This is a genomic window from Mariniphaga anaerophila, assembly GCF_900129025.1.
In the GTDB taxonomy this organism is placed as follows: domain Bacteria; phylum Bacteroidota; class Bacteroidia; order Bacteroidales; family Prolixibacteraceae; genus Mariniphaga; species Mariniphaga anaerophila.
The window spans coordinates 190113-204233 of the sequence record NZ_FQUM01000006.1 but is presented as its reverse complement, the minus strand read 5'-3'; the positions used below and the strand labels follow the sequence as shown (position 1 = coordinate 204233).

Sequence of the window (14121 nt, the reverse complement as noted above, 5' to 3'; positions counted from 1 at the left end):
ATCATCCTTAGCGAATCAGATCGTCCACGGAGCACGCATTGGTTGGTTAATCATTCTGTTGGCACCTTCGTCGTCAATAAACTCCAGTTTATCGGGGTCGAAGTTCAACGTGCGTCCCAATCGTACTGCAATGATACCAAGGTTTACCAGTGTAGCAGACCAGAATCCGTTGGTTTCATTCAGTGCAAACTTCTTCCTGGTTTTTACTGATTCAGAGAACACAGAAATTTGCGGTTCAGGATCAGGCAATGTTTTCAGGAATGATTGTAAATTTGGAATATCAGAGCGGAATCCGCGGTAAATTTTACCGTTAGGCCCTTCGATGTAAGCAGCATCTTTGTCCTTGTTTTCTCCGTCGAGAATAATCTGGCAACCGTCGGCATATGTATAAGTAATCCGGCGCCAGGAACCTACTGCATCGTAATGTTGCTGAGGAGCATCCACTTCAATTTTTACCGGGCTGGTGTCGTCTTTTCCAAGCATATATTGAACCGGATCTAAGTAGTGCTGTCCCATGTCGCCCAGTCCACCGCCATCGTAGTCCCAGTAGCCGCGGAATTTTGCGTGAACACGTTCGGGATTATACGGTCTGTACGGAGCAGGTCCGAGCCACATGTCGTAATCCAGGTTTTCGGGTACCGGCATGGGTTTAAGATTATGTTCGCCACTCCAGAAGAATTTCCAGTTGTAACCGGTAATACCGCTTACCGTAAATTTCAAAGGCCATCCCAAAATACCGCTGTCAATTACTTTCTTCAGCGGTTTCACATCTGTGCCCAGTCCGTAAAATGTATCTTTAAAACGGAACCAAGTGTTCAGACGGAACATGCGCCCGTGGGCATTTACTGCCTCCATTACTTTTTTGCCTTCGCCAATTGTACGGGTCATGGGTTTTTCGCACCAGATATCTTTCCCGGCTTTGGCGGCTTCAACAGCCATAAGTCCGTGCCAGTGAGGAGGCGTTGCAATATGAACGATATCTACTTCGGGCAATTGAACAACTTCCCTGAAATCGTGAAAAGTTTTCACGTTGTAATCAATCATACTTTTTGCTTTCTCCAGATGCAGACGATCCACATCGCAAATGGCTACCACCCGGGTTCCTTCGTATGGAATGTGGCCGCGTCCCATTCCTCCTACACCAATAATGGCCTTAGTAAGCTGATCGGATGGCGGGACGAAACCGTTTCCGCCCAACACATGACGCGGAATAATGGTTAAACCTGCCCCGGCAACCAATGCGCTTTTCAAAAATCTTCTTCTTGAAGTCGGATTTTTACTATTCATTGTTACTGTTTTAGAATTTTCGGAAATTCGCTGTTAATATTATTAATCTGTTAGAGAAAACCACACACAGCAAGGTTTTCGCAATAAATTTCAAAGATAATATTTGCTTCTGAAAAAAATAAGAAACCCTGACGTGAAATCCCCATAAAATTCCTATCCTGACCGGGGAATTATGGTTTGCCCACAGAAGGCGCTCCTCCGAAATTGCAATATTTACAACATCATTTTGCGCTTTTCGCCATTTTCAACAACCACTCAAAATAACTTTTCACGGCTTTCGAGCGACTTGATTTCTGCTCTTTGCCAAGCGCTTTCGCCAATGCGTTTCGTTCTCTTTTTGTTCCATCTGAAGCTACTTTAGCTACTATATCAAAAAGGACCTGTTTTGCTCCGGCTTGTGCCATTACATTTTCTCCCGACATCATTTCTGAAAGCCGACCAATCATGGGAACTCCAATAACCTCGGCAGCATCATGAGCCTGGCTTCGAAACCCGGCATTTTCATGATAAAATCCCTTGCTTACATAGTCAGGATCCGAATCCATATTCTTTACAAATACGTTCCTGAATTTCACAAATTCCCCTTCTTTGCTGTGGTTCGACTGAAAACCGATGGAACCGGCAACATGTTTGCCCTGCATGCTTTTTACCGTATCAGTATTTGCAACGGTAGTTACCTTACCATCCACTGAAATAGTTACATTTTCGCGGTCGCACTTGATTTCCATGGTATGCCAAATTCCGGTAGTTTCGTCCGGACGGTTAGTTACGGCAACATGTCCGTATATGGAACCGGTGCAATGGAGATCGTCGCGATAAGGCGTCCAGGGAGCGAGTAATTGTATTTCAACACCAGAGTTCCAGGGATTTTCGGGTTCGCAACGAATAAGCACACCACTGTTCCCCACTTCCGACAACAGGTATTCAAACTTAAAAACAAAGTTGCCATATTTCTCTTTCGTAAAAAGCTCGCTTCCGTTGTGAGGTGAAGCAAACAAAACACTGTCGGCCACTTCAAACCCGGGAACTTTTCCCGGCATAATCCATCCGGAAAGATCTTTCCCGTTAAACAACGAAGTAAACCCATCGTTTTTCTGCGCAAACCCCAAAAGAGTGAATCCCCAAAAGGCAACCAATATCAATAATCTTTTCACTTTCATCTGTAAAAACTTTAATTTTCTAATGTTCTAAAAATTCCAATTTGACAGAAGGAATTGCTCCATCCGTCGCTCTCACAAAAAAAAATTTCATGTTCTTTTCGTAATCCTAATTAATAAACCGGCAACGACCAAGGTGACCGATATTCTCTTGACAACAAAAAATTTGCTACCGGATCATTTACAAATTCCTCCTTCACGCTATCCCATTGCAACTTACGTTTCAACCGAAAAGAAATTAGAGCCAAATGCATGGGGAGTGTCATTTCCCGGGCGTATTCCAGATTACTCTCGGGCTGCTGTCTCGATTTTACAGAATCGAGGAAATTACGCTGATGCCCGGGCGATCGGGAGATTGTTTTCGGCACCTCCGGGACATCGTTGGTGGTTTCGTTGCCTATTGAAACAACCCTGTTCTCATAGTCGCAGGTCAACGTGCCTTTTTCCCCTTCGAAATGGGCGCCAATACCCATCTTTTCGGCTCCGGGAACTTTGGGAGGCGTGGTAGTCCAGAAAACATCCAGGTCTTTGAATTTAAAATCTACGTCAATCCATTTGGGTGTATCGGCAATCCCGTCGTTGGGTACTTCGCCGCGAGCATCAATACTGGAGAGACCTTTGGGATGAACCGACATGTACATAATATCTGCAATGTGGCACCAAAAGTCAGCAAATACACCACCTGAATAATCAAAAAAGCTGCGATAGGTTCCATGGCATTTTACAGGAGTATATTCTGCGTAAGGAGCGGGCCCCAGCCACATATTCCAGTCGAGCGTTTTTGGCGGTGTTTCGTTTGCCGGGAATCCTAATCCGGACGTGCCGCCTGTTTTCCACAAGCGAACAGTGTGAATTTTTCCCAAAACCCCCGATTGAATAATTTCGGCTACACGGTGATAGTTATCGCCGGCATGAATTTGAGTTCCCAACTGGAAGATACGATCATTTTTTTTGAGGGATTCCAGCATTACCTTCCCTTCCTTTACCGAAAAAGAGAGTGGTTTTTCTCCGTACACATCTTTCCCGGATTCGAATGCCATAATTGCAACCAACGCATGCCAGTGGTCGGGTGTGGCACAGGTTATTACATCAATGTCTTTTCTGTCTATAATTCGACGAAAATCGGAATAAAGATCCGGGTTTGCCGAGGATTTACGTGAGACAAGCAACTCCCGTGCTTTTCCTAATCTCACCTCGTCTACATCGCACAGAGCCACTGTTTCCACGTCAGGAAAGCCGGCAAACCAGCGAATATGGGCTCCTCCCATGTTTCCGGTTCCAATATGGGCAACCCTTATTTTGTCGCTGGGTGCCACTCGTGTAAAAGCATTGGCTATCAGCGGAAATCCGGCCAATCCAATGCCTGCTGTTTTTACAAAATGCCTTCGATTGATTTTTAGTTTTTCATTCATATCAAGTATGCTAAATTATTGACGATTCGTATTCGTTAAAACGATTATATCTTTTTATGACTTCTAAAGTTACCACAAAATATTACCAAGATTCAACTGTCACTGAATATACTACGACTAAAGCAGCACATTAATCAGGACACAAGAATGCAAACAGATTGATAAGCCGAGACTGAACTATTTTAAAAAGATGCTATGTAAACTTCCAAAGGGAGCAGCTCTTTCTTATCCACGCCGTGAATGCCGATTGATAAGGTTTCTGTTTTGCTGGTGTTGGAGACCATTATGTATTTCTCCCCTTTCTTTCCGCTTTTGATAACCATGTGCAAATCATCATCAATTGTTTTTTGTTCTGTATCGAGTTTCACAACAGATAAATTGTCATTTAACTCTTCCAATACGGGAAGAAGAGTCTCGAAAACCTCAGGCGTTTTACTCCAGTCGTTCCAGAAAAGAATGCCGGTTGCGCCATGAATAATGGCTGTATAAATCTGGCACTTCACCATATCAACATACTCCTGCGATGATAAAGAAGAAGGTTTTGCATATCCGTTCCCGTCGAAATACAACCATACCGGGACCTCATCTCCCAACGCGTCTTTAAGTGCATCAACTGTTACTCCGGTCAGAACCGGGTAGTTTGAAAAATCCAGAAATGCATTTATTCCGAACACATCGCCGCTCTCTTTATAATCGCCGGCCAGTAGCTTAGCATTCTCGTACCAAATGGATTTCAAAGTTTCAAAATCATAATTGGTGTAGGAATATTTTCCGTCATCAAACTGATAGACCGGACTGCCGTTGTGTGCTTCGTAAAAACCCAACAGTGGAATTTTGCAATTGCGTGCTTCCGGATCAACCAACTCGTAAGGCGGATTTTCAGGAAGAGAGTCGTGATTTTTCAAGTACCGCTGTTCAAAAAAGTAGGTACTGCCCTTGCAATGCCCAACCAAATCGACAAAAACCAGTGCTTCTCGATCCTGCTTTTTCAACCTGCTATTTATTTTCGCGCCCACTGACGGCGGAACCGCCCACCTGGCAACTCCACCCAGTGCCAGCTCATCAATGTGAGAGTAGATGTATTTATCGTTAGGAAGCTTTTCCAACACGCCTTCAATTTTTTTATCGAGATATTTTTCAAACTCCGGACTATCCACATTTTGTTTAATGTACTGAGCCCGGTAATAATCTTTATCATTTCCATCGGGCAATTCGGAGACCTCATCCAGATAACCGTGCAAAATTGGCGAGAAGGGGTTCAGAATATGTATTTTGTCAGACATATAATCTTTTTCGTAACCGGGCGTCACAAAAAACATATTAAAGGGCTTGGTCCTTTCTTTAAACAAAGCAGCATTAGACTGGCGTTTTTGCTCATCCGGCTCCTGCGAATTTGTAAATTCGTAACCAGGGACATGCCACGTTCCAATGGCGAAAAATTTCTCATATCTATTACTATCCGGATTCTTACTCAACACCCAGCCGTCGTTATTGACTTTCCATGTAAACGGTTGTGCCTGTGTGTTCAATACCAATAGGCAGCTCATTAGTATGCTGACCAGATAACCATACGGTATTTTCAAATTAATCATTGGTGTTATGTATAAAAAAAATCCCTGGCAGAGATATTAAATCTACCAGGGATACTTTAATGAGATTCTAATATCCCGGGTTCTGTTTTAACCCAGGTTCAACCCGCAAGCTATTTTCATGAAATGGCCATAAATAGTTATATGTTCTGAATGTTCGATCTTCAATTTTTAGAGATACTAAATCTCCATCTATCATCTGGGTATGCCCCAACGCCGGTTTATTCAGTACATCTTCAGCTATCCGCCACCTTATAATATCATCATATCTCAGCCCTTCAGCTGCCAGCTCTATCCTTCTTTCATTCCTTATCAGCTCAATCCATTGCTGTTGTGTAAAAGAAGAATATTTTGGCAAAGTAACGTCTGCTTCAGTCATATCCAAACCTGCCCTACTGCGAATCTGATTAATACAACTTTTTGCAAGGTCATCTACATCATTAAGCATTATTTTGGCTTCTGCATAACTCAACAAAACTTCTGCATAACGCAATAACCCATATTCCATATTTCCGCTTCCTTTAAAAGCATCCGATTCATCAACAAACTTACGAAACCAATATCCAGACCTACTTGCCCTTATATTCTCATAATACATGGGGTCATTTACGTTATAGATATCAATCGTATCACCATAAAATTCATCCCCTTGCCCCATAATGCTTGCGGCGTAACGCGGGTCGCGATTCAAATTTGGATTTAATTCATACTCTTCTTTTGAATGCAGCGGGCAACTACCAATGGAGTTTCCCTGCAATGTCCAATAGGAATCAACCAACGATTTTAAAGGGACAAGATATGATTGACCTGCTCCTGTTCGATAATGGGGACCAAGATCCCTAAACGAATAAGTCGCAGAATTACCATTACTTTCCCTGTTCATATGCATGATAAATTCCTTGTTACTTGACGAGGCTTTGTACTGAAATAGGTCACCATATACAGGATAAAGTTCATACTTTTTACTATCTATTATTTCTTTTGCTAGTCTTGCTGCCATTTCATAGCGCTCGTTGTATAACGCATACCTCATGGTTAAAGCCTTTAAGGAATACCGGTTGAACATGTATTTGTCAGTTGTATATTCGTCCTCTGGTAATCTGCTGGCAATTTCTTCTGCCAAAGGAAACAACTGTTCCAGAATTTCATCTTTCGGAGTAGCGTCCTGCCTTGCTTCAGATAAATCTGCTGGTTTGAGAACAAAAGGTACGTTTCCCCACCTAAATGTCAACTTGAAATAATGCCAGACCCTTAATGACTCGAGAATACTTTTATACTTCTGTCTTACTAATTCGTCCTCGACATAAGGAACGTCAGTATATGAGATAAAGGTGTTCAAGCGACCAAGATGCTTCATTTGCAATTCATAATAATATAAAAATGCATCAGTATTGCTATTAAAGTTACCATTTGCGATTCGTTGTTGATGGTCATTCTCCAAACGACTATAGGCATTATCCGATTTCCCGTCATCCATATAAAACAGGGTTTTTCTGTTGCTGGGATGAGTAAAAACATCAAGATAACTGCTATAAACGACACGACGCAAATCTTCTTCGTCATTGAAAAACTCTACGAAAGAAGTTGCTGTGGGATCTTTTTTGTCTAGAAATTCTTCGCACCCTAAAAAAGTAAATGCCAAGAAGAAGATATATAATAGTTTTTTCATTGTAAAATAACCTTTTGCGTTTATTAAAATATCGTTGCTTTTACTCCCAGGCTATAAGATGCCATTCTGGGATAATTTCCATTTCCACCATCCCGTTCTGGCTCGAGTCCTTCCCACTTAGTAAAAGTAATTGCATCCTGGGCATTTATATAAAACCTTACATTTCTTATGTTCTTCCCTATTTTGGGTATAGAATATCCCAACTGAATTGTTTTTAATCTGAAGAAAGAAGCATCACTCAACCATACATCACTTAATACCGCGTTTGAGCTGGAACCAGTCCATACACGTGGGAAACGACTGTTTTGATTATCGGGAGTCCAACGGTTCTCTGCGTAATACTTACGAGGTGCCCCTAAACTGTTGCTGGAGCCGTCCATAAGGACAGGATAACCCTCTTGTCCATTCAGCCTTCCTGTACGTTTACCTACCCCTTGTCCCAAAATAGTAAAGTCCCATTGTTTGTAGCTTAAATCGATACTAATAGAATAATTGTAATGAGGGAAGGGATCACCAAGGTTTATTTTGTCGAGGTCGTTAATAATACCATCATTGTTTTGATCTATATACTTAATGTCTCCGGGCAATGTATTAGGTAATTTGGCTGCTGTTGCATCCACTTCAGTCTGGTCCTTAAAGTATCCATCGCTTTCGTAACCATAATAATTGTCAACAGCGATACCTCTATACCAAATTTTGTCGGAGTTATTTTTAAAGATTAAGGTATCCGAATTTGAATATCCTGCCTTCAACACCTTGTTTTTATTGTCAAAAAGCATTGCGCCTACACTGTAGGAAAAGTCACCAATATTATCTGACCATTTTGCCGATATTTCCCATCCTTTATTTTCAACTTCACCTATATTTACCGATGATGTTAAATAGTATGAACCGGTAAGAGGAGGAACCGGAAAATTGGAGTAGATAAGGTCGTGAGAAAATTTATTATATGTATCAAAAGTAATATTTAACCTATTTTTTAGTACGGAAAGATCCACCCCGAAATTTTTCTGTTGTTGTTTTTCCCAAGTGAAATCCGGGTTAGGAACGCGCATCGTCCACCCCCAGGTATTCACAATTTCTTCCCACAGGTACGGATCAACGTTTTCGTTTCCAATTAATCCGTATGAAACCCGTATTTTGAAATTATTAATGACATCCGAACTAACCAGCGGATCCATAAAAGCCTCGTTGTGGACATTCCAACCCAATGATGCTGAAGGGAAAAAACCCCATTGATTTCCTGGAGCAAACTTACTACTACCGTCAGTTCTCACAGTAGTTTCAAGCAGGTACCGATCATCAAAAGAGTAATTAAGTTTTGTAAAAAATGACGTTTTCGATATTTCTCTATAATCAGTATAAATATAATTCATAATCTCTGAACCAAGCACAAGATATATTTTGTCTTTCCCTTTTCGAAGATCCTGATCGTAATTAACAAGTCCACGCGCTGTTATCTGACTCGTACTTACTCCCTGCTCTGCACCTACTGAGTTTTTCCAAACATCAACCGGTTTCCCATCACCGTCAAAAAATTTAAAGGTTTCCCGCTTGTATTTGTTTGCCGATTTATTAATCAGATATGAAACATTTCCCGAAACGTAAAGGTTATCATTAATGTAATACCTGGGCCTCAAATTAATGGTGCTTCTATCGTGCATATAATTTTTTATTCCACCACGCTCTATTGAAGCCAAGGGGTTGTAGTTGTTATGCAGGATATAGTGGTCTTCCAGTTCCGACTCATAAGTAATTGCTTGAGTAGGATTCATCCGCCATGCAATTTGATACAACCCATGTCCGTCATCATTTGCCATCAACCGGTCAACCTGCAATCTATGTGCGTAAAAATCTGCTAATAACACAAACCGGTCGGCAATATTTATGTTGGTGTTAAAACGTGCGCTAAATTTGTTTGTCCCTTCAATGTTATTCAACCCGTTTTCCTCGACATATCCCAACATTAAGTTAAACGTACCAACACCTCCCCCTCCTGAAATATTTGCTGAAGTATTATGAGAATATGCGGTGCGCTGCATTATTGCATCGAGCCAGTCGGTATTAGTATAATTTCCGCTTTCTGCCTGCGCAATATCTTGCTCCGAAAATAGCAGAGATTGTCCTTGCATCTCCCTTGCCTCGTTGTTTAAACGCATATACTCAGTAGAACCTACAAAATCAGGTAAATCAATAGGTGATTGCATGGCAAACCAACTATGCAAATCGACTTTAAATTCACCTGTACTTCCTCGTTCTGTTTCGATAATAATTACACCGTTTGCTCCCCGCGATCCGTACATCGAAGCAGAAGCTGCATCTTTTAATACGCTGATGCTTTTTATCTGATTTGGATCAATGTCGGTTAATGACTGCTCCATACCATCAACAATAACCAAAGGGGAAGCATTTTGCAGAGTGCTTAATCCTCTTATGGAGATAGTTCCCGGAACACTTCCCGGTAAGTTATCCCCTTGCAAAAGCGTAGCGCCTGCAACAGTTCCACTGAACCCCTCCTCTAATTTAGCTATAGGACGATTTTTAACCCGATCCATTTCAACAGTTTCAACAGAAGAAGCCAGATGCTTTCGTTCCACCTCGTTGTAACCCATTACAACTACTTCTCCCACACTAATGTTATCCTCAACGAGCTTAACGTCAATTTTTTGTTTCCCCGCAGTGTGTACCTCATAGTCTCTAAAACCGATACTACTGAATATCAGGGTCACGTCATCTCTAACTGATATTTCATACTCCCCAAATTCATTCGTTGCCGTACCAATTGTTGAGCCTTTAATAAGAATGTTTACAAAAGGGATACCTTCTCCTTTCGCATCAGTCACTGTTCCACGTATAATTTTCTGACTCCTGGGTTGATAAGTTAAAGCTTTGGATTCTCCGGAGACCTTTGATATTACCACCAGGTTATCAACCAACTGATACTGCAACCCTCTGGGGAGCACAATACGATTCAACACCTCTTCCAATGTCCCATCTTCTATTGAGATATCCACCCTGGAATTTGTGTTAAAATCATTGTTACTGTAAAAAAACTCAAAGTCACTTTGCTGCTCAATTTGTTCTAACACTTGCTTAATTGTTGCGTTTTTGTAATTGAGGCTGAGTCTGACATTCTGTGAATAAGAATTTTTCGCATAGACTCCAAAAACATTCAGTAAAACGAAAAATAATGTCAATCGCATACAAAGAATAATTTTTGACACACCATCCCTGCTCCTACGCAGGAAAAAAATTTTTTTCATACATTTGATTTTTGTTAGTTAAACAATTCCGTGCTTTTCATTAAACCAAAAGCACGGTTGAGATTTATGTGCCGGGAATTGTTGGAGCAGTTCCCGGTTTTTTTAAGCCCTTTTCTTTACAATTATCCTGTTTTCATCTTGTTTAAATTTTATTTTATTAGTTAGTGAAATAATATTCAAATTGTACTCCAATGTCTTATTCTTATTTATCACACCGGAAAAACAATAATCCTTGATATCTTCAGAACCGAATTCAAATGGAATTCCATACCACTGCTCCATAAGAAATACCAAATACTCCAAGAGGTCGTTATCCAAATATACCTTACCCGCTGTCCATTCAACATAACGAGACACATCCACCTGATTACTAACCACATTTCCTAAAATCAAGTCATCTGTAATCCGTTCACCAGCCGACATTGAAATATTATGGTTATTCCTTTTGTATTGCACATTTCCTTCCAGTAATACCACTTCATTTCTGTTTACTTTCGCAAAGCTGGTTACCAAAAATTTTGTTCCGAGCACCTGAATCCGTGCATCACCCATTTTTACGAAAAAAGGGGAAGTCTCATCTTTTTTTACATTAAACATGGCCTCCCCGCTAAAAACTACCTCTCTGCTATTACGTCCAAAACTACTGCTGTATTTTATTACGGTGTTGGATCCCAGCCCAACAACGGTTCCGTCCGGCAATACAACTTCCTTCATTTCTCCCATTCCGGATATTATCTCAGTAACAATCTCTTTTCCTTTATTGAACGGGGATTGGAAAAACAATACAGCTAAAACTCCGGTCAGCGTTACAATTGCCAAGATTGCTGCCGCATAACGAAAATAGTTTAGATTTTTTTTTACACGAAAAGTGCGGTGGCTTTTCATCCGTTGTTCAACATTTGTCCACGCTTCCTGTCCGGTTTTTAGCAACAAAGTCTGTTTTACTTTCTTGCGCAGGCTAAAAATTTTTCTTACATCGTTTAGCTCGTTACTATCCGAGTGTTCTCCGCCAAACGATGCGTCATCTTCCCCATGAAGGTAGCCAACAAATTCTTCTATCTTATTTTCGTTATTATTTCCCATGTTCTGTTATTAATGACACACTTTTTTAAAAAAGGGTGAAAGCGCATTAAAAAAAAGTAAAATTATTTTGCGTATTCTTTCAATTAAAAACAAACTCCAGCAACACAACAACATACTTTTTCAGCTTTTCACGCAATTGTCGGTAGGCAACCCCCATTTGGGTTTTTATGGTGTTTTTAGACAAATTCAGCTTATCTGCAATCTGCTGATAAGTCATGTTCTCCAGGTAAGCCAAGGTAAAAACAGCCCGGCAGCCCTTGGGAAGTTCATTTATCGCTTTGGAAATTTCCGCAGCAAGTTCCTCGTCTTTAAAATGATTCGGATTCTCTTCTTCTGAAACATCAACAAAAAGCGCTGAAAGCGATATCGTTTTCTCCTTGCTTCGCTGAACGGTGTTTATAGCGTGATTCCTAACCGCCGTAAAAAGATAATTTTTGTGATTTGTTTTAACCTGAATGGTTTTCCGCTTCTCCCACAAAGCAGCAAAAATATCCTGTACCATATCTTCTGCCTCATCAACATCTGACATGTAACGCAATGCAACCAGGCAGGCGGTATGGTAATTCTCCCTGAAAAAATCGGCAAATTGTTTATGCGACCAGGCGAACTCTTCCTTAACTCTTTTGTGAGCATCAATCATGTGGGGTAAAAATACAAGTTTATTTCAAATTGCCGAAGAGACTATATACTACAATTATTAAACACAAAGAAATCTGTGAGCCACAAACTACTGTGTTGTGCATTAAGATACTTGAAATAAGAAACAAGGCTGTAGATTATATGTACACTGAAACAGAAACCAGCAATTTTTAAATGACAGCAACATAATCAATGCAGCCTGACGAACATTCCAACACACCGCGCAAACAAAAATCTCAGCAAGTAAAATACGCCATTTGCGTCTGGCTTTCATCCGAAAAAAGGGTTGTGCGGAAATGTCGGGTACTTATCTAGTAAACCTCGTTGAATTTTTCTTTAAGTAGTGCTTTTACTTCCGCCATTGGCACTTCTCTTCCCAATTCCTGCTGAATGGAAGTTACCCCAAAGGTAAGTCCACAGGGGTTGATGTAATTAAAGTAGCGCATGTCTGTGTTTACATTTAATGCAAATCCGTGCATGGTTACAAAACGGCTGACACGCACTCCGATGGCACAAACCTTCCGGGCTCGCGACGGATGTTCCGCATCAATCCACACGCCGGTTGCTCCCTCTTTTCGACCTGTTTTAACACCGTATTCGGCAACTGTGGCAATAATGGCATCTTCCATCTTTTCGATGTATTCGCGCACTCCGATATTGTAATATTCCAGGTCAATAATCGGGTAGCCTACGAGTTGTCCGGGTCCGTGGTAGGTAATGTCTCCGCCGCGGTTAATTCGGTAAAAAGTAGCTTCGATTTTTTTCAGAAAATCGTCTTGTGCCAAAAGATTTTTTTCGTCGCCGCTTTTTCCCAACGTGTAAACATGCGGATGCTCCACCAGGATGAATTGATTTTTGGAAGACGGTTTTTTTGTTGCCCGCTTTTCCGCTACTATTTCCTCCAGAATCTGTTCCTGAAAGTCCCAAACTTCCTGGTAGTCTTTCAGACCAATGTCGTTATAATTAAAATTTGCCACTTTTATTGCAGTTTTTTATTTCACCAAGATTGTTTGCTGATTTGCAATAACTAACATAATATTGTTTAACCAACAATAAAAATTATATTCCTGCGTAGCACCTGCCAATAACCAATTGAATACAAAAAGACTTTCTCAGTTTTTAAATACTGAACAGTTTTCTCTCTGTATTTTTAAGCTTTGACATGTTCTTCCGCTCTGTATGAACTTCGCACCAACGGAGAGCTTTCCACAAACGAGAATCCTTTTTCAAGTCCTATTTTGCGGTACTCGGCAAATTGTGCGGGTTCAATGTATTCTACCACCGGCATGTGTGTTGACGTGGGAGCCAAATATTGCCCGATGGTCATCACCTTGCATCCGGCTTCACGCAAATTGTCCATTGTTTGCAGCACTTCGTCGTAAGTTTCGCCCAGCCCAAGCATAATTCCTGATTTTGCAACAGTGTAGTGCTGTGCTACATATTTTATCACATCAAGGCTGCGACGGTATTTTGATGCGAATCGTACAAACGGAGTTAACCTTTCCACGGTTTCAAGATTGTGGGAAATTACATCCGGGCCGGCATCAATTACCTGCTGAATGAGTTCTTCCTTACCTCTGAAATCGGGGATGAGCACTTCGATGCGTGTGTCCGGGTTTACCCGTTTTACTTCGGTTATGGTACGCGCCCAGATGCCGGCACCCTGATCGTCCAAATCGTCACGATCAACCGAGGTAATTACACAATGTTTCACTCCCATTATCCGGACTGATTCAGCCACTTTTTCCGGCTCTTTCAAGTCGGGAGCCAGAGGTTTTCCGCTTTTCACCGCACAAAATTTGCAACGGCGGGTGCAAATATCCCCCAAAATCATAAATGTGGCAGTGCCACGGTTCCAGCATTCTCCAATATTCGGACAGTTCCCGCTGGTGCATATTGTATGAAGGCCATGCTTTTCAACCAGATTTTTCACCTTTGAATAGCTTTCGCCTTTTGGCATTTTCATCTTCATCCATCGCGGCAGCCTTTGCCTTTCTGTCAACTCGTGCGCCATAATAAAAA

10 protein-coding genes are annotated in these 14121 nt (G+C 41.3%); all 10 read right to left on the bottom strand.

The features are described 5' to 3' along the window. Window positions 1-15: 15 nt before the first annotated feature. A complete protein-coding gene (locus BUB08_RS13690; RefSeq protein WP_073002451.1) occupies window positions 16-1287 on the bottom strand; it encodes a Gfo/Idh/MocA family oxidoreductase in 1272 nt (423 codons plus the stop codon). A gap of 221 nt (window positions 1288-1508) precedes the next feature. Next, a complete protein-coding gene (locus BUB08_RS13685) occupies window positions 1509-2447 on the bottom strand; it encodes a 3-keto-disaccharide hydrolase (RefSeq protein WP_073002450.1) in 939 nt (312 codons plus the stop codon). Window positions 2448-2557: 110 nt separating this feature from the next. Beyond that, the gene (locus BUB08_RS13680) at window positions 2558-3856 is read right to left on the bottom strand and encodes a Gfo/Idh/MocA family protein (protein WP_073002449.1); all 1299 of its coding nucleotides are present in this window, start codon (window positions 3854-3856) and stop codon (window positions 2558-2560) included. Window positions 3857-4038: 182 nt separating this feature from the next. Next, window positions 4039-5448, bottom strand: coding sequence for a hypothetical protein (locus BUB08_RS13675; protein WP_073002448.1), 1410 nt, complete (start codon window positions 5446-5448; stop codon window positions 4039-4041). Between the two features lie 67 nt (window positions 5449-5515). Beyond that, on the bottom strand, window positions 5516-7114 hold the full coding sequence (locus BUB08_RS13670; protein ID WP_073002447.1) for a RagB/SusD family nutrient uptake outer membrane protein: 1599 nt from the start codon (window positions 7112-7114) through the stop codon (window positions 5516-5518). Window positions 7115-7137: 23 nt separating this feature from the next. After that, entirely contained in the window at window positions 7138-10377 is a 3240-nt protein-coding gene (locus BUB08_RS13665) for a SusC/RagA family TonB-linked outer membrane protein (RefSeq protein WP_217651622.1), read from the bottom strand. A gap of 102 nt (window positions 10378-10479) precedes the next feature. Next, window positions 10480-11460 (bottom strand): FecR family protein, encoded by a 981-nt coding sequence (locus BUB08_RS13660; protein WP_073002446.1) that lies wholly within the window; start codon window positions 11458-11460, stop codon window positions 10480-10482. 79 nt (window positions 11461-11539) lie between these two features. Continuing rightward, the gene (locus BUB08_RS13655; protein ID WP_073002445.1) at window positions 11540-12100 is read right to left on the bottom strand and encodes an RNA polymerase sigma-70 factor; all 561 of its coding nucleotides are present in this window, start codon (window positions 12098-12100) and stop codon (window positions 11540-11542) included. A gap of 310 nt (window positions 12101-12410) precedes the next feature. Next, window positions 12411-13076 (bottom strand): lipoyl(octanoyl) transferase LipB, encoded by a 666-nt coding sequence (gene lipB, locus BUB08_RS13650; RefSeq protein WP_245820204.1) that lies wholly within the window; start codon window positions 13074-13076, stop codon window positions 12411-12413. Between the two features lie 173 nt (window positions 13077-13249). Next, window positions 13250-14113 carry a lipoyl synthase gene (gene lipA, locus BUB08_RS13645; RefSeq protein ID WP_073002615.1) on the bottom strand — a complete coding sequence of 288 codons (864 nt, stop codon included), beginning with the start codon at window positions 14111-14113 and terminating at the stop codon, window positions 13250-13252. Between the last annotated feature and the right edge of the window lie 8 nt (window positions 14114-14121).

Bases quoted from the DNA above. Each gene is read 5' to 3' on its own strand.
- BUB08_RS13690 (WP_073002451.1), bottom strand. From the start codon at position 1,287: ATGAATAGTAAAAATCCGACTTCAAGAAGAAGATTTTTGAAAAGCGCA.
- BUB08_RS13685 (WP_073002450.1), bottom strand. From the start codon at position 2,447: ATGAAAGTGAAAAGATTATTGATATTGGTTGCCTTTTGGGGATTCACT.
- BUB08_RS13680 (WP_073002449.1), bottom strand. From the start codon at position 3,856: ATGAATGAAAAACTAAAAATCAATCGAAGGCATTTTGTAAAAACAGCA.
- BUB08_RS13675 (WP_073002448.1), bottom strand. From the start codon at position 5,448: ATGATTAATTTGAAAATACCGTATGGTTATCTGGTCAGCATACTAATG.
- BUB08_RS13670 (WP_073002447.1), bottom strand. From the start codon at position 7,114: ATGAAAAAACTATTATATATCTTCTTCTTGGCATTTACTTTTTTAGGG.
- BUB08_RS13665 (WP_217651622.1), bottom strand. From the start codon at position 10,377: ATGAAAAAAATTTTTTTCCTGCGTAGGAGCAGGGATGGTGTGTCAAAA.
- BUB08_RS13660 (WP_073002446.1), bottom strand. From the start codon at position 11,460: ATGGGAAATAATAACGAAAATAAGATAGAAGAATTTGTTGGCTACCTT.
- BUB08_RS13655 (WP_073002445.1), bottom strand. From the start codon at position 12,100: ATGATTGATGCTCACAAAAGAGTTAAGGAAGAGTTCGCCTGGTCGCAT.
- lipA (WP_073002615.1), bottom strand. From the start codon at position 14,113: ATGGCGCACGAGTTGACAGAAAGGCAAAGGCTGCCGCGATGGATGAAG.